This is a genomic window from Methyloradius palustris (assembly GCF_019703875.1).
Lineage (GTDB): Bacteria > Pseudomonadota > Gammaproteobacteria > Burkholderiales > Methylophilaceae > Methyloradius > Methyloradius palustris.
This window is the reverse complement of sequence record NZ_AP024110.1, coordinates 215,369-240,037: the sequence shown is the minus strand read 5'-3', so window position 1 is coordinate 240,037 and position 24,669 is coordinate 215,369. Positions and strand designations below refer to the sequence as shown.

At 47.6% G+C, this 24,669-nt stretch carries 25 protein-coding genes; 10 read left to right on the top strand and 15 right to left on the bottom strand.

Annotated elements, in window-relative coordinates; all coding sequences use genetic code 11:
• Positions 1 to 127: 127 nt before the first annotated feature.
• Complete coding sequence (locus ZMTM_RS01200; RefSeq protein WP_221764536.1) at positions 128 to 736, bottom strand: c-type cytochrome; 609 nt, start codon at positions 734 to 736, stop codon at positions 128 to 130.
• Between the two features lie 152 nt (positions 737 to 888).
• Here ZMTM_RS01200 and yihA point away from each other — a divergent pair, with 152 nt between their 5' ends.
• A complete protein-coding gene (gene yihA / locus ZMTM_RS01195) occupies positions 889 to 1,512 on the top strand; it encodes a ribosome biogenesis GTP-binding protein YihA/YsxC (protein WP_221764535.1) in 624 nt (207 codons plus the stop codon).
• Here the strand turns inward: yihA and trmB are convergent.
• On the bottom strand, positions 1,471 to 2,205 hold the full coding sequence (trmB, locus tag ZMTM_RS01190) for a tRNA (guanosine(46)-N7)-methyltransferase TrmB (protein WP_221764534.1): 735 nt from the start codon (positions 2,203 to 2,205) through the stop codon (positions 1,471 to 1,473). The two genes, yihA and trmB, sit on opposite strands and share 42 nt — an antisense overlap.
• A gap of 36 nt (positions 2,206 to 2,241) precedes the next feature.
• Complete coding sequence (locus ZMTM_RS01185) at positions 2,242 to 3,411, bottom strand: class I SAM-dependent methyltransferase (protein ID WP_221764533.1); 1,170 nt, start codon at positions 3,409 to 3,411, stop codon at positions 2,242 to 2,244.
• 105 nt (positions 3,412 to 3,516) lie between these two features.
• Between ZMTM_RS01185 and ZMTM_RS01180 the strand changes: the two genes are divergently transcribed.
• Together ZMTM_RS01180 and ttcA are read left to right on the top strand one after the other, a co-directional pair.
• Positions 3,517 to 4,269, top strand: coding sequence for a pteridine reductase (locus tag ZMTM_RS01180; RefSeq protein WP_221764532.1), 753 nt, complete (start codon positions 3,517 to 3,519; stop codon positions 4,267 to 4,269).
• A 10-nt stretch (positions 4,270 to 4,279) separates the two neighbouring features.
• The gene (gene ttcA, locus ZMTM_RS01175) at positions 4,280 to 5,191 is read left to right on the top strand and encodes a tRNA 2-thiocytidine(32) synthetase TtcA (RefSeq protein WP_221764531.1); all 912 of its coding nucleotides are present in this window, start codon (positions 4,280 to 4,282) and stop codon (positions 5,189 to 5,191) included.
• A gap of 1,070 nt (positions 5,192 to 6,261) precedes the next feature.
• Here the strand turns inward: ttcA and ZMTM_RS01170 are convergent.
• The 4 genes from ZMTM_RS01170 to ZMTM_RS01155 are packed head-to-tail and all read right to left on the bottom strand — an operon-like array spanning position 6,262 to position 10,014.
• Positions 6,262 to 7,122 carry a M48 family metalloprotease gene (locus ZMTM_RS01170; protein ID WP_221764530.1) on the bottom strand — a complete coding sequence of 287 codons (861 nt, stop codon included), beginning with the start codon at positions 7,120 to 7,122 and terminating at the stop codon, positions 6,262 to 6,264.
• The gene (locus ZMTM_RS01165) at positions 7,119 to 7,685 is read right to left on the bottom strand and encodes an SH3 domain-containing protein (RefSeq protein ID WP_221764529.1); all 567 of its coding nucleotides are present in this window, start codon (positions 7,683 to 7,685) and stop codon (positions 7,119 to 7,121) included. The genes ZMTM_RS01170 and ZMTM_RS01165 overlap by 4 nt, the downstream gene beginning before the upstream one ends.
• 46 nt (positions 7,686 to 7,731) lie before the next feature.
• Entirely contained in the window at positions 7,732 to 9,585 is a 1,854-nt protein-coding gene (locus ZMTM_RS01160; protein WP_221764528.1) for a CHASE2 domain-containing protein, read from the bottom strand.
• Positions 9,586 to 9,615: 30 nt separating this feature from the next.
• Positions 9,616 to 10,014 (bottom strand): MliC family protein, encoded by a 399-nt coding sequence (locus ZMTM_RS01155; RefSeq protein WP_221764527.1) that lies wholly within the window; start codon positions 10,012 to 10,014, stop codon positions 9,616 to 9,618.
• A gap of 153 nt (positions 10,015 to 10,167) precedes the next feature.
• Here ZMTM_RS01155 and topA point away from each other — a divergent pair, with 153 nt between their 5' ends.
• Positions 10,168 to 12,756, top strand: a complete 2,589-nt coding sequence (gene topA, locus ZMTM_RS01150; protein WP_221764526.1) for a type I DNA topoisomerase — start codon at positions 10,168 to 10,170, stop codon at positions 12,754 to 12,756.
• Positions 12,757 to 12,816: 60 nt separating this feature from the next.
• On the opposite strand, the gene pbpG is transcribed toward topA, so the two are convergent.
• Positions 12,817 to 13,968, bottom strand: coding sequence for a D-alanyl-D-alanine endopeptidase (pbpG, locus tag ZMTM_RS01145; protein ID WP_225907054.1), 1,152 nt, complete (start codon positions 13,966 to 13,968; stop codon positions 12,817 to 12,819).
• A gap of 204 nt (positions 13,969 to 14,172) precedes the next feature.
• Here pbpG and gcvH point away from each other — a divergent pair, with 204 nt between their 5' ends.
• Complete coding sequence (gene gcvH, locus ZMTM_RS01140; RefSeq protein ID WP_221764525.1) at positions 14,173 to 14,553, top strand: glycine cleavage system protein GcvH; 381 nt, start codon at positions 14,173 to 14,175, stop codon at positions 14,551 to 14,553.
• A 33-nt stretch (positions 14,554 to 14,586) separates the two neighbouring features.
• On the opposite strand, the gene ZMTM_RS01135 is transcribed toward gcvH, so the two are convergent.
• From ZMTM_RS01135 to ZMTM_RS01125, 3 genes are read right to left on the bottom strand one after another with little or no spacing between them, the layout of a single operon-like run.
• On the bottom strand, positions 14,587 to 15,042 hold the full coding sequence (locus ZMTM_RS01135; RefSeq protein ID WP_221764524.1) for a hypothetical protein: 456 nt from the start codon (positions 15,040 to 15,042) through the stop codon (positions 14,587 to 14,589).
• Entirely contained in the window at positions 15,039 to 15,482 is a 444-nt protein-coding gene (locus ZMTM_RS01130; protein WP_221764523.1) for a DNA polymerase III subunit chi, read from the bottom strand. The genes ZMTM_RS01135 and ZMTM_RS01130 overlap by 4 nt, the downstream gene beginning before the upstream one ends.
• 34 nt (positions 15,483 to 15,516) lie before the next feature.
• Positions 15,517 to 17,022 (bottom strand): leucyl aminopeptidase, encoded by a 1,506-nt coding sequence (locus ZMTM_RS01125; RefSeq protein WP_221764522.1) that lies wholly within the window; start codon positions 17,020 to 17,022, stop codon positions 15,517 to 15,519.
• A 163-nt stretch (positions 17,023 to 17,185) separates the two neighbouring features.
• Here ZMTM_RS01125 and lptF point away from each other — a divergent pair, with 163 nt between their 5' ends.
• Positions 17,186 to 18,286 carry an LPS export ABC transporter permease LptF gene (lptF, locus tag ZMTM_RS01120; RefSeq protein WP_221764521.1) on the top strand — a complete coding sequence of 367 codons (1,101 nt, stop codon included), beginning with the start codon at positions 17,186 to 17,188 and terminating at the stop codon, positions 18,284 to 18,286.
• Positions 18,287 to 18,315: 29 nt separating this feature from the next.
• A complete protein-coding gene (gene lptG / locus ZMTM_RS01115; RefSeq protein WP_221764520.1) occupies positions 18,316 to 19,386 on the top strand; it encodes an LPS export ABC transporter permease LptG in 1,071 nt (356 codons plus the stop codon).
• Between the two features lie 14 nt (positions 19,387 to 19,400).
• On the opposite strand, the gene ZMTM_RS01110 is transcribed toward lptG, so the two are convergent.
• Genes ZMTM_RS01110 through ZMTM_RS01095 form a run of 4 tightly spaced genes read right to left on the bottom strand, consistent with a single transcriptional unit; the run spans position 19,401 to position 21,269 of the window.
• The gene (locus tag ZMTM_RS01110) at positions 19,401 to 19,832 is read right to left on the bottom strand and encodes an RDD family protein (RefSeq protein WP_221764519.1); all 432 of its coding nucleotides are present in this window, start codon (positions 19,830 to 19,832) and stop codon (positions 19,401 to 19,403) included.
• Between the two features lie 38 nt (positions 19,833 to 19,870).
• On the bottom strand, positions 19,871 to 20,242 hold the full coding sequence (locus ZMTM_RS01105; protein ID WP_404804678.1) for a DUF3106 domain-containing protein: 372 nt from the start codon (positions 20,240 to 20,242) through the stop codon (positions 19,871 to 19,873).
• A 53-nt stretch (positions 20,243 to 20,295) separates the two neighbouring features.
• Entirely contained in the window at positions 20,296 to 20,682 is a 387-nt protein-coding gene (locus tag ZMTM_RS01100) for a DUF3619 family protein (protein WP_221764517.1), read from the bottom strand.
• Positions 20,679 to 21,269 (bottom strand): RNA polymerase sigma factor, encoded by a 591-nt coding sequence (locus ZMTM_RS01095; RefSeq protein ID WP_221764516.1) that lies wholly within the window; start codon positions 21,267 to 21,269, stop codon positions 20,679 to 20,681. The genes ZMTM_RS01100 and ZMTM_RS01095 overlap by 4 nt, the downstream gene beginning before the upstream one ends.
• Before the next feature lie 221 nt (positions 21,270 to 21,490).
• Between ZMTM_RS01095 and ZMTM_RS01090 the strand changes: the two genes are divergently transcribed.
• From ZMTM_RS01090 to ZMTM_RS01080, 3 genes are read left to right on the top strand one after another with little or no spacing between them, the layout of a single operon-like run.
• The gene (locus tag ZMTM_RS01090) at positions 21,491 to 21,709 is read left to right on the top strand and encodes a PP0621 family protein (RefSeq protein WP_221764515.1); all 219 of its coding nucleotides are present in this window, start codon (positions 21,491 to 21,493) and stop codon (positions 21,707 to 21,709) included.
• Positions 21,706 to 23,328, top strand: a complete 1,623-nt coding sequence (locus ZMTM_RS01085) for a sensor histidine kinase (protein ID WP_225907053.1) — start codon at positions 21,706 to 21,708, stop codon at positions 23,326 to 23,328. The genes ZMTM_RS01090 and ZMTM_RS01085 overlap by 4 nt, the downstream gene beginning before the upstream one ends.
• On the top strand, positions 23,318 to 24,664 hold the full coding sequence (locus tag ZMTM_RS01080) for a sigma-54-dependent transcriptional regulator (protein WP_221764514.1): 1,347 nt from the start codon (positions 23,318 to 23,320) through the stop codon (positions 24,662 to 24,664). Before ZMTM_RS01085 ends, ZMTM_RS01080 begins: the two co-directional genes overlap by 11 nt.
• Positions 24,665 to 24,669: the final 5 nt, after the last annotated feature.

Here is a 24,669-nt window from a genome sequence, read left to right as displayed (position 1 = left end):
ATTGAAGAGATTTGATAATTAAGATTGAGACTGTGCAAACTGGTTTGAGTTGCTTAAAAACTTAAGGGTGGCCTGCGCCACCCTCAGTTTTGTTCAGACTTTTTAAGTGAATAAAAAATCTAACGAATTAATGCAAGCCTTGAATGTAATCTGCAACAGCTGCCATGTCTTGCTCTGAAAGCTTGGAAGCAATCATGCGCATCATCTTGGCACCGTCGTTTGCGCGCTCATAAGAGCCAAAAGCTTTAAGCTGCGTCACGATATATTCAGAATGCTGACCGCCTAGACGTGGAAACTGCACTGGAATACCAGCGCCAGCAGGGCCATGACAGGAGGCACAGGCAGGTACGCCTATGCCAGGGATGCCGCCTTTGTAGATTTTCTCGCCAATAGAGCCAGGGCCATTACTTTTTGCGGTATCGGTTTTAGGGGTCTGTGAGCCGAAGTATGCACCCAAGTTTTCCATATCTTCAGGTGAAAGCGCAGCCACCATACCGCCCATAATCGCGTTTTTGCGATCACCAGATTTAAAATTCATCAATTGTTTGGTGATGTATTCAGGATGTTGACCAGCTAATTTAGGATACATAGCAACCACGCTATTACCATCCACACCATGGCAGGCAGAACAGACGTTAGTTACAATTGTTTGCCCTTTGGCGGCATCGCCGGCTGCAAAAGCTGAGCTAGCACCAGCTAAACTCAACACCAGTACAGCAACATTACGGAAACTCATCACCTACTCCTTAATACAATGCATTGCATCTAAATAAACCGACAAATCATCGGCTACAGAATAAACTACAAATTAACCATTCATTTTATCGAAAATTACGTTATCGTGGTAGGATTTTTGCCCGTTGCCGTTAGCTTAAGCGAACTATATCCATGCCTTTGTTCCAGAATGCCACTTTTTATATCTCCGCGCACCACTTGCGCGATTTACCGCCGCCTGCTGGCATTGAAGTCGCTTTCGCTGGACGTTCCAACGCTGGGAAATCCAGCGCACTCAACACACTAGCCAACCATAACCGCTTAGCTTATGTGAGTAAACAACCAGGGCGCACGCAACTCATCAACTTTTTCAGACTAGGTGGCGACCGTTTTCTAGTTGACTTACCTGGTTATGGTTACGCCAAAGTTCCAGAAGCGCTGCGTCAGCACTGGCAGCTCACCCTATCCAACTATCTCAGCCACCGCGGTAACCTGCATGGCCTAGTGCTAGTCATGGATTGCCGCCATCCACTCACACCTCTAGACAGGCAAATGTTGGATTGGTTTCTGCCCAGTGGCAGGCCGATTCACGTGTTATTGACCAAGTCAGATAAATTATCGCGCAGCGCGGCGATGATGACCTTGCAAGCCGTGAAAAAAGAACTGGATGCCAACTGGGGCAACTGCACAATCCAGCTATTCTCAAGCCTGAAAAAACAGGGAGTGGAAGAGGCTGAGAAAATTATCGGTAGCTGGTTATACCCTGAGGAAGACAATGTCCCAGACGCCATGGCCTAATTTGATGCCACGATTTTCAAACTTGGTCAGCGGCCTGTAAGCAGGTTTAGGCGCATAATCCGCGGCCGTATTTTCCAGTTGCGGCTCTGCTTTCAACACATCCAAGACCCACTCGGCATACTCTTGCCAGTCTGTCGCCACATGCAAGTAAGCGCCTGCTTTTAGCTTACTGCACAGCAACTTAACAAACCCTGCCTGAATCAAACGCCGCTTGTGGTGACGCTTTTTATGCCATGGATCGGGAAAGAATATGTGCACGCCATCCAAACTTGCATCGGCAATCATGTGGTTCAGCACCTCAACGGCATCATGCTGGATGATGCGCAGATTCTTCAGTTGCTGCTCATCAATCTGTTTGAGCAAACTGCCTACGCCTGGAGTGTGTACTTCCACTCCAAGAAAATCCTGCTCTGGCAATAGACTCGCGATATACGCGGTACTTTCGCCCATGCCAAAACCGATTTCGAGTATTTTTTTGCTTTCAGTACGGCCAAACACAGTAGCTAGATCCAGTAATTCTGGTTGGTAAGGCACGCCGAATATCGGCATGACTTGCTCTAGCGCACGCTGTTGGCCTGTTGTAAGGCGGCCCTGTCTTAAAACGAAGCTGCGAATCGGACGATTCTTTAGCGCTTCATTATTTGTTAGCTCTTCTATATCTGGCTGCTTTGGCTCGGTTAAGTCTTTTTGCATCACGTTTTAAGTCTGTGGAATTTTTTAGAAGCGGGATTATAACGTATGGCTTCTGTCGCCACGGGAGAACCCGAGCAAACCTTCTGATATGCCTTTACCCAAGGCAATCACTTTGAACAATTCGCCCATTTCAGCCGGTGACAATAGCTTTTGTGCCTGCGAGGCAAGCGGCACGTATTCAAGCATGTTTTCGGGTGACACCTGCGAGAGCACATCGGTAATGCCACAGTTGATGAGGAATTGCGCCTGATTGGCATAGCCGAGCAATTCAGCGCCATTCGTCATGCCCGCTTCAGCGATGGCGGTGAAATCCACATGGGCAGTAATGTCCTGCAGCCCAACATATAAAAACGGATTGTCATGCGCATAGTGACGGTAATGGCACATCAACGTACCTTGCGCGCGCTGCGGGTGATAATACTCGCGCTGTGGAAATCCGTAATCGAGCATCAGGATTACGCCATGTTCTAATAACTGCGTCAGACTGGTAATCAGGCCTGTGGCCGCCGGGCAGATTTCGGTGGTGTAGTCTGACGTGAGTGAGAGCTTACTTGCCACTGTTTGCAGATCAGGCTTGAGGACTTTGGTTTTCCATTCGAAACCATCAGCGCCTATGCTCACACCTAATTCTTCAATGCTATCGTCGTGCGTTTTAATGATATGCACGGGTAAGGCATCGAGTACTTCATTGCCCAGAATCAAACCGTTAAAGGTTTCTGGCAAGGTATCCAACCAGATCACGCGCTCGAATAATTCGGCGGGCAATTCACTTTGCAAGGTTTCTCGCTGTAAGTCACGTAAATAGGCACTCACTTCGAGTATGTAATAGTGCTCTGACAGCTGTTCAGCTTGCTGTAATTCCAGTAGCAGGGTTGCAGCAAGCTTACCTGTGCCTGCGCCCAGCTCAAGAACATCGCCCTGAGTAAGCGCTAACACTTGCTGTACTTGCTTAGCTAAAGTCTGGGCAAATAGCGGTGATATCTCAGGGGCGGTAACAAAATCGCCCGCTTTGCCGAACTTTTTACTGCCGCCACTGTAATAACCTAGGCTGGGCGCATATAAAGCCAGATGCATGAAATGCGCGAAATCAATCCAGCCGCCTGCGGTCTCAATCTCCGATTGAATCAGCTCGGTCAGCCGTTGGCTATGCACAAGTGCTTCAGCGGAAGGTTCGGGTAAAGTAGCTTGAGGTAATGAAGTGTTCATGGTGAGAGTGGATTATAATTCGTGGGCATGTTTTAAGGACGTCCCTCAAAAAATAGTCCTCCTGTAGTGCCAATCAATCGTGTAAAGCAAACTTAGGGATTCGTTGTGAATAATAATTTGCAAGATAAAGTCATTTTGATCACTGGCGGCGCCAAGCGCGTAGGCGCGGCGATCTGCCGTTTATTACATGCAGACGGTGCTAACCTGATGATTCACTATCGCACTTCGGTACATGAGGCACGCGCCTTGCAATCTGAGCTGAACCTGCAACGCCCGAACTCTGTTGCGATTATTCAGGGTGATTTGCTCAACCTTGCCGTGTCACCCAGCTTGATAACTGAGACCGTGAGCCGTTTTGGTAAGCTGGATGTGCTCATCAACAATGCATCAACCTACTACCCCACTGAACTTGGCCAGATCGGCGAACAGGAATGGGAAGACCTTACAGGTTCAAACCTCAAAGCCCCACTATTTTTATCGCAATCAGCCGCGCCAGAATTACGCAAAACCAATGGCTGCATCGTGAACATCACCGATATGCACGTAGAGCGCCCGAAAAAAGGTTATATCGTTTACAGCGTTGCCAAAGCTGGCTTGGTTACGCTGACCAAATCGCTCGCTCATGAGCTGGCGCCAGAAGTCCGCGTGAACGCAGTTGCGCCAGGCCCAGTGCTGTGGCCTGAAGACAACCCGCAGTTTGATGAGGTATATCGCCAGCGCGTGATCTCGCAAACCCTATTAAAACGCATCGGCGAAGGTAATGACGTTGCCAAGGCCGTGCGCTTTTTGATTCAGGATGCACCTTTCATCACAGGCCAGATCATCGCGGTAGATGGCGGCAGGTCACTAAACCTGTAAAATGCCCAGCATGATTAAACACTTACCTGATAACGCCTCTGGCAATTTTGTCCGTCTGCGCAACAGCCTGATCAGCGCCACGGGCAAAGCCATCGGCGATTACAACATGATCGAGGGCGGCGATACCGTGCTGGTTTGCATGAGTGGCGGCAAGGATTCGCATGCGATGTTGATGATCCTGCTGGCTTTGCAAGAGCGCGCGCCGATTGATTTCAAGTTGATGGCAATGAATCTTGACCAGAAGCAACCGGGCTTCCCCGCTGACATTCTCCCTGCCTATCTGGAAAAACTGGGTGTGGATTACCGCATTGTTGAAGCCGACACTTATTCCATCGTCAAAGAGAAAATCCCTGAAGGCAAAACCACCTGCTCGCTCTGCTCACGCCTGCGCCGTGGTGTGATTTATAGAACTGCAAAAGAACTCGGCGCGAATAAAATCGCGCTCGGCCATCACCGTGATGACATCGTGGAAACACTGTTCCTCAATATGTTCTTCGGTGCCAAGCTGAAAGCCATGCCGCCAAAGCTCGCCACCAACGACAAACAGAATATCGTCATCCGCCCGCTGGCCTACTGCTCGGAAAAAGACATTGCCTCGTATGCAAGACAGATGGAATTCCCCATCATCCCTTGCGATTTATGCGGCTCGCAGGAAAACCTGCAACGGCAAAAAGTGAAAGACATGCTGCAAGGCTGGGAACGCGAACAACCAGGCCGCATCAACAACATCTTCCGCGCCATCACCAACGTAGAACCCTCACACCTCGCAGATACCGAACTCTACGACTTCAAAGGCCTGACACAAGCGCAGCCCGAAGACGAAGACCCACTATTCGGTGACATCGCAGAAAAAGAAAGCCCCGCCCTCAGCCTAGCCAATAGCGAAGGCACCAGAATCGAATTCAAGCGCAATATCGCTTAATCCAGAAAAACACGATGCCACGAGAGCCGCATGGATATTGCCTCTCAGGGCATCGTGCTTTTTAGCCTGCAGTAACTGAATCCACCCACAGATACGAAAATGGATTCCCGTTTTCACGGGAATGACGAACTCAAGGTGGGTTGGTTTTGACCTTAACTCCCCTCTACCGCGCCGAGCAGCGCAGTCATCATGGGAGTTTTAGTCAATCACCTGTTTGAGTTCCGCGGTGGCTTACGGTTTGTGTAAGACACTAGGGCGAGTTTGATTGACGCCCATGAGGATGAGCAGCACAGGGAATAAGCGGTAGTGGGGCAGCCTTTTCTTTGGTTTCTTTCTTTTGGCTGAGCAAAAGAAAGAAACTCGCCAAGAGGCGAAAAAGAAAGGGATTTCTCATGCAGATTTTTTACGGCCTTTTTTTGACCTAGTTTCAACAAGAACAAGATAGCGCTTATAGAAAAGAATCACCCATAAAGAATCAAGATGAGAGTCAGAAGCTCGGTTATAACGATAAACTAACGAGTCGCCTCCTATTGAACCTAAATTCATTAAATTTAGAATTGAGTTGAATTCAACAGGCAAGCTTATAAGAGGCCTAACTCGGCATGAAACTCTGGTACCTAGCACTTGATGGAAATGATGAAAATAAAGCCCTCTAACAGTTCGATCAAGAACTGCATTATGAGCCTTAACTGACATTGGAACGGCTCGTTGTTTACCAAGATAAATTCCATCAGGAGTATGGACATCAACAATTCTTGAGTTATTGATTATGTTATTTCTGAGACGATTATTATGTTGAATTGATTTAAGTGCACCATCAGTCCAAGCTTTCTTGTTGCAGGTAATTCCATACCAAGCTGAAGACTAAGAAAAACTCTAAATTCCTCATCATTTTTCGAGCTCGTGTTATTACAATAAAAGCAACAAGGAACAGTCACTAAGTCATTGGGGCGTGGTTTAGGAAATATGCCTTTAGGAGGGACATGATCTGAGGTTGTGGCTGGTCGTAACCCACAAATTGCACAAATCTGAATATTTTTATCTAATACCACTTAAGAATTCACAAGCAATTATTTCTTCGCATAATCCCCCACCACCTTCACAAACCTCTCCTCCCCCTCTACCTGTGTCGCATATCTCTCCAACGTCCCCGTCATCGCCGCATCCAGCAACTCCAACCTTTTCTGCGGCGCAGGATGCGTCTTGAACATCAACGCCAAATTACTATCATCCGCATTCATAGCCTCCAATGTCTGCAACACCGCTGGCAATCCATAAGGGTCATAGCCTGCGCGCGCGGCGATCACCACGCCCATGCGATCTGCCTCAAACTCGTCATCCTTATCTAAACCGCGCGAATATAATTCGGTACCCGCGCCTATGGCTTTTTTCGCCAGCTCGCTATTCTGGTTTCCTTCCACCGCCATGCTGGCGACATCGGCCATGATTCCGGTCTGCGCGCTTTTCTGGATGGCCATTAGGTGGTGTTTTTTGAGTACATGCGAGATTTCATGGCTGAGCACGCCCGCCAGCTCGGCCTCACTACGCAGGTGCAACAGCAAACCCCTGGTGATGAACACATAGCCACCGGGCGCGGCAAAGGCATTGATGCCATCACTATCCAGCACGCCGAAATGCCATGGGATATCTGGCCGCTCAGTTTGCAAGGCCAGCCACCAGCCGAGACGATTCACATAGGCTTGTAGTTTTTCATCTTTAACCAAGGGCGCAGCGCCTAGCAGGTTGGCTGCGACACCACTGCCGATCTCGAACTCGGCTTTTTCATCGACAGGTTTTAAGTCCTGCGTTTTTTTGGCGATGCTGATGAGTTTATCGACGTTGAGATTGTTCAGGTTCAAGTCAAACGCATAAGCGTTGAATGATATTGATAGCGCAATACAGAGGCTGAGGTGTTGTATGGCCTTATTCATTTATGGCCTCCATTCACGAATGGTTTGCTGGTCTGGGTTGGCGTGCTGGTCGGCTGGCTAGCAGCCAGGTAATCCACTTGCTGGCTTTGGAGTTTGCCTGCGCTGGCAAAGGTATCTGCTTCTTTTTTACCTTTAGGGAAGTTATCCATCTTTTTTACTTCAGCTGCATTTGGGCTTGCATTATTGAGCTCTTCAGGCGTCAGGCCGCGCACGCCTGTGGTGACTACTACGCCGTTATTGCCAGAGCGCCCGCTACGCGCCACATTGAATAGGGACATGATGCCGTTATCGCCCTTGCCAGATGCACCGCCAGAGCCGAGCTTGATACTGGTCATCTTGAGCCAGCCTTGCGCACCGCCACTGGATTTAACCTGTACCCAGCCAGCCTGGCGCTTGAGCACAGTCACCGAGGTATTGACTGGCAGGTTGATGATCACCTGCGCGTCGATAAACGGCTCCTGCTTGAGATCAGTACTAATTAAGGTTGTGGCAGGGTCTTCTGCCGCGTAAGCAGTAAGGCTGCTGAACAGCAAAGCTGCCGTGAATAGCTTGAATATTTTCATCCTATCTTCCCCGAAATTGATGAATCACTGCATTGATGGATATTACTTAACTCTTTTTTATAGGTTCATACAGTTGCACTGGCTGCGCACGGCCTTTGACTGCATGGCTACCACAATCAATAAACGCAAACGGGCAGGCTGCATCGCCCGATTGTTTGATACACAAATCACGCGTCTCTTGCGACACTAGAACGCGTGCAATGCCTTTGGTCAGCCCTTCTATGCGACTGGATAGATTCACCGTATCGCCAATGGCAGTGTAATCCTGCCTGTTTTCAGAGCCGATGAAGCCAACCACGGCCTGGCCGCTATGCACACCTATGCCGATTTCTATATCTTTTGCTAGCGCGCCATATTGCTGCCTGAACACTTCCAATTGCTCGCTCATTGCTAGCGCGCCTGCCACGGCCTTGAGTGCATGGTCTGGCTGGCTAGTGGGTGCGCCCCAGAATGCCATGATGGCATCGCCGATATATTTATCCAGCGTACCTTCATGCGCGAAAACAGCAGCAGATTGCTGGCTGAAATAGGCATTGAGCAACTCCACAACCTGCTCTGGCGTACTGTTTTCAGAGAGCGTGGTAAAACCGCGAATATCTGAGAACAGCACAGTGATCTCGGAGCTTTTACCGCTCATGGATTCCATGGTTTCACCACGGCTCACCAGTGCCTGAACTACTCGTGGATCCAAAAAGCGGCTGAAAGTAGCAATGGCCAACTCACGCGTTTTACGCTCTTTGAGGTATTCCATCAATGCGGCGATCAGGTAATACACCCAGGCAAATAGCAATGGCGTAAGTATGGTGAACAGCCACAACCAGTTCAAAGCGCTGTAGGCAGCAAATATGAGGGCAATCGTAACTCCTGCAAGAGCGACACCTATAATCAATAGCTTGCAGGCGCGTGTAAATGCCCAGCCAAGCAGGCCAATCAATAAAACACCTAAGACGGCTATCAGCCATTTACAGACTGGACGCAAGGCATCTGCATTCTTCAGGTTATCAATCGCCGTGGCGAGTATCTCGACGCCCGTATAGAAGCCATCGACGGGCGTGGCGCGAACATCATGCAGGCCTGTGGCTGTGGCGCCGACAATGACTATTTTGTCCTTGAATTCATCCGAAGCGCGCTGTGGTGTTTTGCGCTGTAAATCGTTGTAAATATCTGCATATGAAACGCGCTGATAGCTCAAAGCGCGACCATGCCAGTTCAACACGATATTATTGGTGTTTGGTAACCCGTAGCCAAGACCTGTCGCCACTTTTGCGGGCAAAGAAGGGATATGCCAGCCCGCAACATCGCTATACACCAGATAGCTGCGCACCACGCCATCGCGATCTGCCAGCACGTTGTGTGTGCCTAGGCTGGTACTTTTGATCATGGCGGGTAGCGGCAATACCATGCTCACACTTGCTTGCGGTTCGGCAACGGCTGTTTTGGTGATGCCCAGCGCCTCGGCATACTGGGCAAGCGGGATGCCATTGGCCGTGGGGTTCAGCAACAACATAGGGAAGTAGAGATTGGATTGTGCCTGCACGGTCTCTGCAAAATAGGCGTCATCCGATGGGCGGGTGAGGTCTGGGTCGCTGAATAGCACATCAAAGACAATCGCCTTGGGATGCTGCTTTTCTATGCCTTCGACCAACTCCGCATGCAATGAACGCGGCCACGGCCAGCGGCCAACGCTATCGGCCATCAAGTCCAGGCTACGTTCGTCAATATCGACAATGATGATGTCTTTATCTGGGGCGCTTTTCAGCGCATGGCGCGCCAGCATGGCATCAGCCACACGATTTTCCATGGGCTGCAGCACATGCAACCAAGCCAGCTCAATCACCAACAGCAGCGATACAAACAAGGCCAAGCCTGTATATTTATATTGCGCTGAATGTTTCAACATTGTCCCCTGTGTTGATACTGGTTTTTCTAGCTACTTTTTGACTTCTACCACTTTGCAATTTTTGTAGGCAGTGGTCGGGCCATCATCAAATGTAGCTTCATCACCATTGATATTCAACACGCTATTGCCGTTGCTGTAACGTTTGCCAGTATCAGAGGCTACTTTATCCAGGCCAAATTGACGGTCGGTCAATATCAACCAGACGGATTCGCCATTATTTAAAGTCCGCACATAAAGCTTTCTACCTGCATCGCATACATATTTAGTGGAGTTTTCTGGCGTGGTTCTGTCAACTTCTACATCGCTATCACCAAACGGCCATACTTTTATATCGGGCATCTTTGGCGTAGCACAACCTGAAAGCAGCAACGTTAATCCTGCCGCTGCAAAACTTACAACCCTGAATGGGGTCTTTAATGCCTTATACATACTTACATCCTTAGCTTTTGATTGATTCGATTTATGTACATCATAATAGACAAAACGCGCCTACGACAAAGCCTTGCGCAACAAGATTTCTTGTCTAGTCGCAGATTTACTCTTATTATCTGCCACTCTTGCCTCTTTTAGCCATCTGTGTTCATGTCCAAATTATTGATTGTTGAATCGCCTTCCAAAGCCAAAACCCTGAAAAAATACCTGGGTAAGGACTTTGAAGTGCTCGCCTCTTATGGCCATGTGCGCGACCTCATCCCGAAAACTGGCGCCGTCGATACGGACAATGACTACGCCATGAAATATGAGCTAATAGAGCGTAATGCCAAACATGTGGATGCGATTGCCAAAGCCGCTAAAGTCGCCGATGCGATATATCTGGCGACTGACCCGGACCGTGAAGGCGAAGCGATTTCATGGCACATTGCAGAGATACTAAAAACCAAAAAACTACTTAAGGACAAAATACTCAAGCGCGTGGTGTTTCATGAAATCACCAAAAGCGCGGTTGAGCATGCGATTGCAAACCCACGTGATATTGCTATGCCGCTGGTAAACGCACAGCAGGCAAGACGCGCGCTGGATTATCTGGTCGGTTTCAATTTATCGCCTTTGCTGTGGAAAAAGATTCGTCGCGGCCTATCCGCAGGCCGTGTACAAAGCCCTGCACTACGATTGATCGTAGAGCGCGAGCTTGAGATTGAAGCGTTCAAAAGCCAGGAATACTGGACGATTCACCTTGAATCACGCAAACATCAGCATGCGTTTGACGCCAAGCTGGTGCAGCTAGATGGCAAAAAAGTAGAGCAATTCACGATTACCAACCAAGGGCAAGAAGAAGCCGTTGTTGGCAAACTGTTGCTTGCCAGTGCAGGTAAAACTACTGTTACCCGTGTTGAGAAAAAACAGAAAAACCGCAGTCCAGCTGCCCCATTCACTACCTCAACATTGCAACAAGAAGCCGTGCGCAAGCTGGGCTTTACCACCAGCCGCGCCATGCGCATTGCGCAGCAGCTATATGAAGGTATTGATGTAGGCGGCGGTGCAGTCGGCTTGATTACCTATATGCGTACCGACTCTTTCAGCATTGCGACTGAAGCGGTGATGCAGATACGCGATTACATCAAAAAGAATTTTGATGGTGAGTACCTGCCTAAAGCACCCATCATGTACAAAACCAAGGCAAAGAATGCGCAAGAAGCGCATGAAGCGATACGCCCAACCGACATCACGCGCTCGCCAGCTAGCTTGAGCCATGTGCTGACACCAGAACAATTCAAGCTGTACGAGATGATCTGGAAACGCGCGCTAGCTTGCCAGATGGCGCCTGCACGATTCGATGCAGTGAGCGTTGACTTAGCCATAGGTAGCGAAGCCAACCTGTTCCGTGCCACCGGCCAGACCATGATATTCCCTGGCTTTATCGCTGTTTACATGGAAAGTGTGGACGACGCTGAAGAAGAAGGCGAAAGCAAATTGCCAGTGCTGGAAACTGGCGAAATTCTTGACGTAAACAAGATCTTTGGCGACCAGCACTTTACCGAACCGCCACCGCGTTATTCAGAAGCCAGCCTGGTCAAGGTGCTGGAAGAGTACGGCATTGGCCGCCCTTCTACCTATGCCAGCATTATCTCCACCCTGCAAGATCGGGAATATGTGTTGCTGGATAAAAAGCGCTTCACGCCGACCGATGTAGGCCGCGTGGTGAATAAATTTCTGACAGAACATTTCACTAAATACGTGGACTATGATTTTACTGCCAACCTGGAAAACGAGCTGGATGACATCGCCGAAGGTGCGCGCGAATGGCTGCCGGTGCTTGATGCTTTCTGGCAAGGCTTTAATACGCAGATTGTTGCCAAGAAAGATGTTGAGCGCCCAGGTACCGAACTAATAGACGAAGCCTGCCCGAAATGCGGCAAGCCACTTTCCAAGCAGTTGAGCCGCTATGGTAGCTTTATAGGCTGCACAGGTTACAACGACACGCCCAAGTGTGACTACAAGCGCAGCATGAACGGTGATGGCGCAGCAATGGGTAGTGAGCCAGTCAAGATTGGCGTAGATACCGAAAGCGGCAAAGACATACTGCTGTTGGTTGGCCCTTATGGCCCGTATTTGCAATTGGGCTTGCCTGAAGAAGATGCAAAGAAGAAACCTAAACGCGTCAGCATCCCCAAGGATATTGCCTTGGCTGACGTCAATCTGGAAGTCGCCAGCAAGCTGATTGCCCTGCCACGCGATTTGGGCCAGCACCCTGAGACCAACAAGAAAATCGTGGCTAACATCGGTCGCTTTGGCCCTTATGTGAATCATGATGGCAAGTTCAAATCGATTCCGCGCACAGATAGCGTATTTGATATTGACCAGGCACGCGCAGTAGAGCTGCTTGCACAAGCCAATACTGGCCCAGCGCCAATAAGAGAGTTGGGCAAACACCCAACTGAAGATGGCGATATTGCGATTTATTCGGGTAAGTTTGGCCCATATGTGCAGCACTTGAAACTGCGTGCTACCCTGCCGAAAAGTGTAGAGCCTGAGAGCATTACGCTGGAAGAGGCTTTAGAACTGCTAAGCGCCAAAGCGGCAAAAGAAGCAGAAAACCCAAGCAAAAAGACGCGCTCAAGAGCTGGGGCGAAAAAAGTTGCCAGTAAATCAGCCCCTGCTAAAAAAGTGGCAGCGAAAAAACCGACAGCAGCTAAGAAAGCTGCATCCAAGAAAATAGCTGCTGTAGCTTAAACGTATCTTTGACCCAATAAAAAAGCGGCCTAGGCCGCTTTTTTATTGGGTATAGATCGATTAGCCGAATCTTGGTTTCATCCCACTGCTGCTCTCTATCCATTTACGGATACGTTGTGCATCGCCGATTCTTGAGTTTTTACCTTCTGAATCAAGCAGAACAATAATCATAGGCTGACCACCTATCTCTGCCTGCATCACCAAGCAACGACCCGCTTCCGAAATATAGCCAGTTTTTGATAAGCCAATTACCCAGTCACTATTGCGCACCAGCACATTGGTATTCATGAAGTTCATTGGATTACGCAGACCGTTGATGGCAACTTGTTGTGAGGCGGTAGTGCTCACTTGCCTGATTTGCGGATATTGATAAGCAGCACGCACCATACGCACCAAATCTTCAGCCGTTGAGTAGTTATCGCTATTCAGGCCTGTCGGGTCAGCAAAATGTGAATGTGTCATGCCCAGCATGTGCGCCTTCACATTCATGGCATTGACGAACGCGTTCACACCACCTGGATAATTGCGCCCCAACGCACTGGCAGCACGATTTTCAGAAGACATGATGGCCAATTGCAACAGTTCGGCACGGCTAAGCACTGTGCCCATGCGCAAACGTGAACTTGTGCCTTTTAATAAATCAATATCTGACTCATTGATGGTGAGATATTCATCCATCGGCAGATTGGCATCCAGCATCACCATCGCCGTCATCAGTTTAGTAACTGATGCGATCGGTGTTTGCTGATCTATATTTTTGGCATAAAGAATCTCGCCGGTTTCTTGATTGACGATTAAAGCCTTGGAAGAAGCAAGCTTAGGCATGCTGCCAGGCTGATCTTCAAACACACTTTCGCGCACTACGCTATTGTGGTCAATGCCACCGCGGCTGAAGCCAGAATGAGTAGAGTCAGGGTGGTAGGTAACGTTTTGCACCTGATATTTACGATCAGCCTGAATAGTGCGAATAATGCGGCTAGAACTCAGTTTTTGATTAGACTTTAACTGCCTGGTTTTTTGCTGTGCTGGGGTATTGCTTGCGAGATTAGTCTTGCTGGTTTTCTTGGCGACTTTTTTAGTGGCTGCGGTTTGTTTGCTGGCTTTCTTGCTGCCAGCTTCTGTGGCAGTCACTGCTGCAAAGGTACTAGCAGGTAAAGCCAGTATCAACATGGTTGATAAAACAATGATATTTCCAACAAGATTTCTTAGCATAGCAATCAACTTCCCCGACTATTTCCAATAGATACTATCCAAAATATTCCAATTTGTCATTAAGATACGTTGATTACTTTAGGCAAAGTCTTAAACATTCTTAAAAATGACACACTTTCAAGCTACACATTATAAACACAACGATTTATGTAAAATATCGTTTACCTTAATTTGACTTTGCACTTAACAATTACTGGCAACCCAATGAAAATACCCGCTGAACTAAAATATACCGCCGAACACCTATGGGTTAAGGCACAAGACGATGGCACTTATCTAGCTGGCATCACCGATTATGCACAAGATTTGTTAGGCGATATCGTCTATGTAGAAGCGCCTGCTGTAGGCACTGAATTGAGTGCAGGTAAACCTTGTGGTCTAGTAGAGTCGGTAAAAACTGGCTCAGATTTGCATGCCCCTGTTAGTGGAGCAGTGATCGCCATCAACGAAGAACTGCAAGGCACGCCAGAGCTGATCAACGAAAACACTTATGAAGCCTGGATATTCAAGCTAACGCCAAGCAGCCCAAACGAAATCAATGATTTATTAGATGCAGAGGCGTATCAAAAGATCTTGGGTGAATAGCGCTTAGGCGGCTAAACTAGTTGCCAAGCCGCTTTATGGCTTGACGAGAGACTCTAGTCGCAAACGCAATAGCGCATTCAAATCTTTTTCAAGCGTGCTTAATAACCTGACTTCAGCGATTGCTAGCTCATGAATCAATGCTTCTTTAACTGCCGAATCAATCATAGGCTGCATTTCTGCCATGATTTTTTTAATCAGTTGTTCGCGCATTTTTTTGTTTGAGCTAAAGGAACTGAAATCTTCCGGGCTCAAACTTTCTGCATCAGACTCATAGATGGACAACACTGGAATAGCTTCAACAGCCTGATACCCATGCACAATATCACCTGAATATACCTCAGTAAGCACAGGGATTGCTGCCTGTGGCTTCTCTATCTCTAGAGGCGACACAACGGGCAAGGCTGCAGCCGTCTTCTTTTGCGATAGTGCATTAATTTTGCCCAGCACTTGCGCCAGCGTGTTTTTATCTTGTGTAGGCTGATTACTCAAAGGGCGGCTCCACTGGCGTCAAATGTTCTGATTTCATAACCTCTATCGCGATAAAACTTAAAGCGTAAGCGTGCTTGCGCCTTATCCTCTTCATCTATGCCAACAATCTCAATCAGCCTGCGAAAGCGACTAAAAAATGGTGGCTGACTGCACTGCATGTTAATCAATACATCATCATGCAACAACTGAATGCTGGGGTCATTCACTACCTGGTGATCAATAATCACTGGCGTATCTGTGGCCAGTGGGTGGTCTGCCCTGCAACTTGGTAAGAAGCTCAAGGCTGAATACGTCCAGAGATATTTTTCAATCGCTGCAGTAGAGTCAGCACTCTCGCTCAGGATCATGAGCCGCCTACCTTTAGCTATCGCTTTTTCACTGAAATCAGCGACTTTCTGCAGTTTATGCTCCACATTAAAAAAGAATTCAATGCGTGTCATAGCCCAATTACTTCCATTTTGAATATTTTATGCATTACGCTTTTTCTGCACGGCCTATCAGAAACTTCGTAAGCAAGGGCACCGGGCGACCTGTACCGCCTTTTTCCTTGCCTGATTTCCAGGCAGTACCTGCGATATCCAAATGTGCCCAATCGTATTTCTTGGTAAAACGTGAAAGAAAGCAAGCGGCGGTAATACTACCGCCAGCACGCCCACCAATATTGGCGATGTCGGCAAAATTGCTATCCAGCTGGCTTTGGTAATCATCCCACATCGGCATGTGCCATGCACGGTCCAGAGCGAGTTCACCGGCTTCCAGCAACTCCGCAGCAAGCGCGTCTTTGTTGCTGAAAAGCCCGCTGGCATGGTGGCCCAAGGCAATGACGCATGCACCAGTCAGTGTGGCGATATCCACTACTGCGGCTGGATCAAAACGTTCTGCATAGGTCAGCGCATCACATAAAATCAGGCGGCCTTCAGCATCGGTATTCAACACTTCAATCGTTTGGCCAGACATGCTGGTAAGTATGTCACCAGGCTTAATTGCTTCAGCGTCTGGCATATTTTCACAGGTCGGGATAAGACCAACCACATTCAGTGGCAAGCCCATTTCAGCGATGGCTTTAAATGTACCCAACACACTGGCGGCACCGCACATATCGTATTTCATCTCATCCATATCAGCGCCTGGCTTGAGTGAGATTCCACCTGTATCAAAAGTAATACCCTTGCCCACCAGCACTACAGGTTTTTGGCCTTTTTTGCCTTTGTTATGTTGCAATACAATAAACTTTGGTGGCTCTACGCTGCCTTGCGCAACACCCAGGAATGAGCCCATACCGAGCTTTTCAAGCTCAGGTCTATCCAACACCTCAACTTGCATTTTGTAGGCTTTACCCAGCGCCAAGGCTTGCTCGGCAAGATAGGTTGGCGTGCAGTAATTAGGAGCCAGATTGCCAAGATCCTTGGTAAAGCTAACGCCTGATGCAAGCGCTAATCCTTGTTTAAGGCCTTGTTCGGCTTTTTTTGTATCAGCTAAGGGTATATTGATGACAAGTTTTTTGATGGCTTTGGCATTTTTAGCCTTGCTCTCTTTGTCAGCCTTACCTTTGGTTTGGTCAAACTTGTATAGAGCATCTTGTACTACTTCAACCAGTTGCGCGACTCTCCAGTCAGCACCGTGTTTTTTCACTGCAAGCTCGGCAATATAGGTTGTCACATTGCTGCCGCCACTGGTTGCCAAGCCTTTGATTGAGGCTCGCACGGCTTGACGATACTCACGCTCTTTGAACTCTTTTTCTTTACCCAAGCCAACCAGCAGAACACGGCTAGCAGCTGTGCCCGGCACTTTATGCAGCAACAATGTACTGCCCAATTTGCCTTCCATATCGCCAGTGGCAACAATCGCCTTGATGTATCCATCAGAAGCTTCATCAACTGCAGTTGCGGCAGCCGAGAGCTTGCCTGACTCAAACACGCCAATCACGATAGCATCGCTACGTTGTTTTTCCGGATTACCGTTTTTTATGCTAAATTCCATTGCTTGATTCCTTTGGGCTAAACCTGCATTAACGTCCTGATACAATTATTTTATTGATTATCTAGTTTGTTATTTTGACTGTTCATGATTATCCCCAGTTTTCACGCTAAATCAAACTTGTTAACCAACGATACTTAAGAAATAAATTTTCAGATAAATCTCTATGCTTTTTAAACGCTCACTCATACAAGAGCTCATGACCACCGCAATCGGTGCGTTTCTGATACTGGTTGGTATCGTTATCGCACAGCGCATTGCTTATTACATCGGCATTGCTGCCAAAGGCAGCCTTGCGAGTGATGCCATCAATACTTTGTTAGGCTTTAGCCTCTTGAAGTTCCTGCCCATGCTGCTTTCATTGACCCTATTTTTAGCGGTATTACTGACCCTAACACGTTGGCATCGTGATAGCGAAATGGTGGTGTGGTTCAGTTCTGGTGTCGGCATCTCTTCCTGGGTAAAACCAGTACTCACTTTTTCCTTACCAGTAATTATCGTGATTACCGTGCTGAGCCTGTTTGTCATGCCCTGGGCCACGCATAAAAGCCAGGACTTCAAAGACGAACTTAAAAGCCGTGACGAGTTATCCTCTATTAGCCCAGGCGTGTTCAAGGAGTCAGGCACCGCTGACCGCGTATTCTTTATTGAAAGCTTTGACCAGCTAGGCAATGTAGTCAAAAATATCTTCGTGCAAACCATGCAGCACCAGCGTCTAGGCATAGTCGTGGCTAACTTGGGGCATAGAGAAACCGAAGCCAATGGCGATAATTTTCTGGTCATGCAAAGTGGGCGTCGCTATGAAGGTAAACCCAGCACAGCAGAATTTACTACCACTGAGTTTGAGCGTTATGCGATTCGCATAGAACCTGTTGAAGTGCAACAAACGCCAATTAGTCCGCAGGCCGTAGAAAGCCTTGAGTTGCTGAGTAACCGCACTCCAGAGAACAATGCCGAATTGCAATGGCGGCTGGCGATTCCCATTTCATCCTTCTTACTGGTGTTATTGGCAATCCCTCTCAGTTTTGTTGACCCACGTTCAGGTAGGTCTGCCAACTTGATGATGGCCATATTGATTTATATTATTTACAGCAACCTGCTGAGCATTATGCAGGCCTGGCTTGCACAGGGGAAATTAAACCCTACGGTAGGGTTATGGCCTGTACATGCAGTGTTTTTATTACTGACGGTATACCTGTTTTATCGCCGCCTATTCATGCTACCCATCATACCGTCGCTGACTATACCCAAGCGCTGGCGCGCCTAAAGCATGACAGCTTATCAACCTAAACACTCATGAAACTGATTAACCGTTATTTATCGCAAGAGATCATCTCCAGCATCATGCTGATCATGATTGCATTGCTGGCAATGTTCTCATTTTTTGACCTCATCCAAGAGTTGGAAAATGTGGGGAAAGGCACATACGGAATCAGCAAGGTAATGCTGTTTGTGTTGCTGAGCATTCCCGGCCACGTGTATGAAGTAGTGCCTGTGGCAGTGCTGGTAGGCACCATGTACGCGCTTAGCCAGCTTGCCCGCCACTCTGAACTCATCATTCTGCGTGTGAGTGGTATTTCACTAGCATCTCTTACTTTTTCGCTACTACGCATAGGCCTCATCTTTGCATTAGTCACGTTTATTGTTGGTGAACTAGTCACGCCATATAGCGAAAAAACTGCACAACGATTACGCATTCAGGCAACAGACAGCGTAGTTGCCCAGGATTTCAGATCAGGTCTTTGGGTAAAGGACGGCAACAGTTTCGTCAATGTTGAAGATGTATTACCTGACGCCAGCTTACTTAATATCCATATCTATGAATTCGACCCGGAGTTTCACCTGCGCACCATTAGCACCGCCAAAAGTGGCCGTTTTGAAGACCAACAGTGGAGCCTGAAAGAAGTGTCGCAAATCAATTTTGAGCATGAAAAAGTCGTTTCTAACTTTTTCCCAGAGGCGCGCTGGCAATCACTAATCAGGCCTGAGTTGCTGAATGTATTATTGGTGGTGCCTGAAAAAATGTCGGCATGGAATCTGTATTCGTACATCCATCACCTGAGTGCAAACAAGCAAAAAACATCACGTCACGAAGTCGCGCTTTGGGCGAAGATGGTCTATCCAATTGCCTGTTTAGTAATGGTAGTACTAGCTTTGCCGTTTGGTTTTGTACAGCAGCGTAGTGGCGGGGCCAGTGCCAAGATATTTTCGGGGATTATGCTAGGCATCAGCTACCAAGTGCTGAACCGCGTGTTCGTTCACTTGGGCCTTTTGAACGACTGGTCCGCCTTATTGAGCGCTGTAGTGCCTACTTTGATTTACCTGATAGCAGGCTTAATGATGTTGTTCTGGGTTGAACGCAGCTAGTTAAGCTGTCAAAACTACTTACTAGCGGGCTTTTCAATCAGGATCAAACGTGACCCAGTCAACCGGTCATGCATGAACAAACCTTCACGGTCAAAAAATGCCCAGAGAAATCCTGCACCACAAAGAATCAATCCAAAACTCGCCAGCACGTAGCGCCTAACGGATTGTGCCAAGTTAATTGGCGACCCCTGCTGATTGACCACTTTAATACGCCACACCTTCATGGCGGGTGATTGCCCACCGCGATACCAACACCAAATGAAATATGCTCCGGCGATTAGCCATAGATATACCTGAAAATAGTAACGCTGTGGTGCTTGAGTGGCATTACCAAAAATCAGGATAAATGGAAAAGTGACCGTAAAGAAAATCGCCAGTAGCAGTAAAGAATCATAAAACATGCTTGCGATAACTCTAAGCCAACCTGGTGACGATTTTAGTTTCAACTTGATCTTCTCAGCCAAACGTAATTGAAGACTTAAAGCTATTGGGCTGACTTTTGTGGTGGATGGGCATCTTGATGGCTTTGCCTTAATTGGTCACGTTGCTCTTCTGGCAGGTTTTCATATTCGTGCCATTTTTGCTTGAGTGCTTCTTTTTTCTCGGGCGGCAATTCTTTCATTGCCTGATATTTTTTGCGTGCATTTTCGCGTTCATATGGCGTCATGCGGCTCCATTTATTGAGCCTGCGCTGCACGCGTTCCTGCTGTTCGGCATTCATCTTGGGGTAATCGTGCGCAATATCCAGCATTTTTTCGCGCTGCCATGGACGCAAGGTATCCCACTCGGACGACAACGGACTCAAGACTTTACGTTGATCTTCGGTGAGTCGATTCCAACTTGGATCATTGGTCACATTGCCCTTTGCATGGGCAAAACCAGAAAAAAAACAAATTGAGAATGCAAAAGCTAAAAAGAGGTTTTTTCTAACCATTGATCAAAACCTCTATCGACATAAGCCTCCGGTGGCAAATCAGATGCGAGCAAAAATCCATCACTTTGTTCTATATCCTGCTCATTAGAAGGCGCTGAAAATTGCTGCACCGTAAGCACGGTTAATAGCACTAAACAGCATAACAGAGCGGCTGAAAACGCTGGATGATGAAAGTAGCTACCAAAAAGACGCAATACACCACCTTGTTGGAGGTCTGTTAAAGATTGCGTAGACAAAGCATGCGCTGAAACCGCGCGCTGACGTGCTTGCGCTAGCTTGTTAACAGTTGCAGCATCCATAGATGCCAGATTGTCATTCAACAGATGAATAATCTGTTTTGCAGTATCGTGTTCTTGATTCATCGCTCGCCCCCGAACTTTCCAAGCTCTTGCTTGCTAAACCCCTGTGACTCCATGATTTTGGCTAGTGCATGCACCGCGCGTGAACAGTGCGTTTTTACGCTACCTTGTGAACAGCCCATGGCTTTTGCTGTTTCTGCCACGTCTAGCTCTTCCCAATAACGCATCATAAAAGCTTCTCGTTGACGTGTGGGTAATGTTTTTATGGCTTGCTCTATTAGTGTGATGGTTTGGCGGCTCTCCAACTGTGCTTGTGGCTGATGCTGCTCGTCGTCAGACTGCAATGTTTCCAACGGATCACGCTCGTCACCTTCATCTTCACCGCCACTAAAAGAAGAAAGCAACGTAGTCCACAGATTACGGACTTTTTGCCGCCGCCAGTAATCACGCATCGTATTCTGCAAAATACGCTGAAACAGCATGGGGTATTCGCTTGCTGGCTGTTTTGCATATTTCTCTGCGAGCTTGAGCATGGAGTCTTGCACAATATCCATCGCGACATGATCATCCCGCACCGCATAAGCTGTCTGCTTGAATGCGCGACGCTCAACCTGGGCAAGAAATTCTGAAAGTTCTTCTGCAGTAGCCATGCACTAGTGATTGTATTGATGTCGTGGTTGGATGTGTTCTGGAGAAATCTCTAAACAACAGAGTTGAGAGATCAATATCGCAAATAGTTTAATGTCGTGCATAGTGAATGACTTTGATTTTACAGGAGTATAGCAGGTTTGATTTTTTACTCCCCAGCACTTTAGCCATGCAGTTTTAGTTACAATCAGAGATTACTATTTAAAATCAGGTTGCCAGATTCATGCTGAAAATTCTATTTCTTGCCTTGGCTGTATGGATTGTCATATCTATCCTGAAAAGCTACTCACGTAATGTGGATAGCGAAGTAAAAAAACCTGTGAAACCAGAAAGCATGGTGCAATGTTCAGAATGCGGAGTACATTCACCTACGAGTGATAGCGTTTCTGAGCAGGGCAAATACTATTGCAGTGTAGAACATAGCAAACTCCGCAAACCATGATGTCATGGACACTCAGTATTAATAATCCCATTCCTGAACGTAGCCCGAATCAGATGATTACCTATTGGCGATCCATGGGGCTTTTCAACATCTACCGCCTGCTGATTGCTCTGCTGCTTATCGTTGCTTACCAAGTGATTTCAGAAGCGTTCTGGCTCGATAATTACGACCGTAAGCTTTTCTTTGAATTTGCGTACGGCTACTTGTTCGTCAGCTTCATCACCATCGGTCTGACCACTATCAAATGGCCTGATTTCAATCTGCAGTTATCTCTGCATGTAATGACAGACATCCTGTTCATTGTGGTGCTGATGTTTGCCTCAGGCGGCATTAAAAGCGGGTTGGGGCTGCTACTGATTGTAGCCATCGCGGCTGCAAGCTTAATTAGCCAAGGGCGTCTTGCGTTGTTTTATGCTTCTATCGCCACGATTGCACTGCTGCTGGAACAAAGTTACCAGATGATCAGTTGGACTGAGCATTATGATGACTACTCACATGCCGTGATGCTGAGTTTAAGCTGTTTTGCCACGGCATGGCTGGCCCACAGCCTTGCAAAGCGTGCCAACCTGAGCGAGGCGCTGGCCTCGCAGCGTGGCATAGATCTTGAGAACTTGGCGCAGATTAATAAGCTCATCACCCAAGAAATCGAAGATGGTATTCTGGTAGTAGATCAGGGATTCAAGATACGCCATCGTAACCAGCACGCTAAAGAGTTGCTCGGTATCAACGCTGATACTTGGCTCGCAGATAGCCTGGAAGACTGTGCTCCTGAACTTAATCAGCGCTTACGATTATGGATGGAAAAGGAAGATATTACTGACCCAGATGCCATGAAAATCAGCACCGCAGGCCGTGAATTGAAATTACGTTTTATGCCAGTTGGCGATGACCGCCATGAAGGTGCAGTAATTTTTATTCAGGACTGGAGCCAGATAGAAGTACAGGCACAACAACTGAAACTGGCTGCACTCGGACGGCTAACTGCCAATATTGCGCATGAAATACGCAACCCGCTCAGTGCCATCAGTCATGCCAACCAGTTGATGCAGGAAGAAGAACAGCAAGACCCAGCCACAAAAAGGCTGCTAGAGATCATCGCAGATAATGTGCGCAGGCTTGACCATATTGTGAGCGATGTTCTTGAACTCAATCGCCGCGACCGCACAAGGCAGGAGACCATTCAGCTTGATGATTTCCTGCAAGAGTTTCATGACCAGTTTTGCCAGATTGAAAAAATAGCCCCTGATTATTTTAAACTTGAGATGAATGGAATTTCCACCAGCATCCTGTTTGACCGCCGACATTTACACCAGATATTGTGGAATCTATGCCGCAATGGCTGGCGGCATAGCTCACAAACCAAGAGCTGTCTTTCATTAACACTTAACAAAAAAAGATATACAAAAAATATGCGGCTCGAAATTATTGATGATGGCCCTGGGGTTTCAAAAGAAGCTATCGCCCATCTTTTTGAACCATTTTTCACCACTGAAACGACAGGGACAGGCTTGGGACTTTATATCGCACGCGAGTTGTGTGAGGCTAATGCGGCATCTATCCAATACCAGCCCTCTTCACCTGGCAGTCTGTTCAGTATAGAGTTGAAAAATGACCATTAAACCCAGCTGCCTAGTTGTTGACGACGAAACCGACTTGCGTGAGCTGATTGTGCTCACATTGCAACGCATGGGTATTCATGCTGATAGCGCGAGTGATCTGGACGATGCCAAATATCTGCTGAAGAGAAATAGCTATGCACTCTGTTTAACCGATATGCGGCTACCAGATGGCAATGGGCTTGATCTCGTACGTCATATAAACCAGCATTATGCTGGACTACCAGTTGCCGTCATTACCGCTTACGGCAGTGCTGACAATGCAGTATCTGCACTAAAAGCGGGTGCATTTGATTACCTGACCAAACCAATCTCGCTTCAGCAATTACGGCCACTGGTGCAAGCGGCATTGCGCCTAAGCAAGTCTGAACCTAGCAACAGTAGCGAACTCACATTGCTGGGAAATTCAGCGAAAATCCAGCATATTCGCACCACCATAGAAAAACTGAGTCGTAGCCAGGCCCCTGTCCATATCAAGGGTGCTGTAGGTACTGGCAAGGCACTCGCTGCTGAACTCATACACATGAATAGCACACGTGAACATGCGCCATTTATCAGCCTTAATTGCAGTGCTGTTGATACAGATGCCATAGAAGCGCTACTTTTTGGCTGCAAGAAAGAGTCTGAGCAAGAAAAAACTGGGCTATTCCATGAAGCCAACGGCGGCACACTATTTATCGATGAAGTCACGGAGATACCGCTAGTCACGCAAGTTAAATTGTTACGCGCGATACAGGACAAGAAAATCACTAAACTTGGTAGCAGTGATGAAGACACCATCGATGTGCGACTGATTACGGCGACTAGCCAAAATATGCAGGCAGCCATGGATAATGGTTTATTCAGGCAAGATTTATATTATCGACTCAATGTGATTGAGCTGATAATGCCTGCCTTAACTGAAATCGCTGAAGACATCCCTTTGATTGCGAGCCATCTTCTGGAAAAACGCTGTAAAGCGCTAAATGTAATCATTCCAAGCTTTGACTCTCAAGCATTACAAGCACTGAGCCAGTATAAATTCCCAGGGAATGTGCGTGAACTTGAGAACATTCTGGAACGTGCATTAACGCTTTGTACCCACAATAAAATCAGTGTGAGCGATCTATCTCTACCCAAACCAGAAAAATCAAAAAGCACAGGCTTAGAGGCCAATCCAGATGGCCTGCCTGATATTGCCCTGCCCGATTATCTTGAAACCATAGAAAAGCAGGCGATTATTAACGCACTGGAAAAAACTGGTCAAAATAAAACGGCTGCCGCAAAACTATTGGGCGTGAGTTTTAGGACATTGCGTTACCGTTTATCTAAGCTTGGCCTGAGTAAAGACCAAGATTAAGACAA

Excerpts from the sequence above, each read along its gene's own strand:
- ZMTM_RS01200 (WP_221764536.1), bottom strand. The coding sequence starts at position 736 with ATGAGTTTCCGTAATGTTGCTGTACTGGTGTTGAGTTTAGCTGGTGCT.
- yihA (WP_221764535.1), top strand. The coding sequence starts at position 889 with ATGCCTTTGTTCCAGAATGCCACTTTTTATATCTCCGCGCACCACTTG.
- trmB (WP_221764534.1), bottom strand. The coding sequence starts at position 2,205 with ATGCAAAAAGACTTAACCGAGCCAAAGCAGCCAGATATAGAAGAGCTA.
- ZMTM_RS01185 (WP_221764533.1), bottom strand. The coding sequence starts at position 3,411 with ATGAACACTTCATTACCTCAAGCTACTTTACCCGAACCTTCCGCTGAA.
- ttcA (WP_221764531.1), top strand. The coding sequence starts at position 4,280 with ATGATTAAACACTTACCTGATAACGCCTCTGGCAATTTTGTCCGTCTG.
- ZMTM_RS01170 (WP_221764530.1), bottom strand. The coding sequence starts at position 7,122 with ATGAATAAGGCCATACAACACCTCAGCCTCTGTATTGCGCTATCAATA.
- ZMTM_RS01165 (WP_221764529.1), bottom strand. The coding sequence starts at position 7,685 with ATGAAAATATTCAAGCTATTCACGGCAGCTTTGCTGTTCAGCAGCCTT.
- ZMTM_RS01160 (WP_221764528.1), bottom strand. The coding sequence starts at position 9,585 with ATGTTGAAACATTCAGCGCAATATAAATATACAGGCTTGGCCTTGTTT.
- ZMTM_RS01155 (WP_221764527.1), bottom strand. The coding sequence starts at position 10,014 with ATGTATAAGGCATTAAAGACCCCATTCAGGGTTGTAAGTTTTGCAGCG.
- topA (WP_221764526.1), top strand. The coding sequence starts at position 10,168 with ATGTCCAAATTATTGATTGTTGAATCGCCTTCCAAAGCCAAAACCCTG.
- pbpG (WP_225907054.1), bottom strand. The coding sequence starts at position 13,968 with ATGCTAAGAAATCTTGTTGGAAATATCATTGTTTTATCAACCATGTTG.
- gcvH (WP_221764525.1), top strand. The coding sequence starts at position 14,173 with ATGAAAATACCCGCTGAACTAAAATATACCGCCGAACACCTATGGGTT.
- ZMTM_RS01130 (WP_221764523.1), bottom strand. The coding sequence starts at position 15,482 with ATGACACGCATTGAATTCTTTTTTAATGTGGAGCATAAACTGCAGAAA.
- ZMTM_RS01125 (WP_221764522.1), bottom strand. The coding sequence starts at position 17,022 with ATGGAATTTAGCATAAAAAACGGTAATCCGGAAAAACAACGTAGCGAT.
- lptF (WP_221764521.1), top strand. The coding sequence starts at position 17,186 with ATGCTTTTTAAACGCTCACTCATACAAGAGCTCATGACCACCGCAATC.
- lptG (WP_221764520.1), top strand. The coding sequence starts at position 18,316 with ATGAAACTGATTAACCGTTATTTATCGCAAGAGATCATCTCCAGCATC.
- ZMTM_RS01100 (WP_221764517.1), bottom strand. The coding sequence starts at position 20,682 with ATGAATCAAGAACACGATACTGCAAAACAGATTATTCATCTGTTGAAT.
- ZMTM_RS01095 (WP_221764516.1), bottom strand. The coding sequence starts at position 21,269 with ATGGCTACTGCAGAAGAACTTTCAGAATTTCTTGCCCAGGTTGAGCGT.
- ZMTM_RS01090 (WP_221764515.1), top strand. The coding sequence starts at position 21,491 with ATGCTGAAAATTCTATTTCTTGCCTTGGCTGTATGGATTGTCATATCT.
- ZMTM_RS01085 (WP_225907053.1), top strand. The coding sequence starts at position 21,706 with ATGATGTCATGGACACTCAGTATTAATAATCCCATTCCTGAACGTAGC.
- ZMTM_RS01080 (WP_221764514.1), top strand. The coding sequence starts at position 23,318 with ATGACCATTAAACCCAGCTGCCTAGTTGTTGACGACGAAACCGACTTG.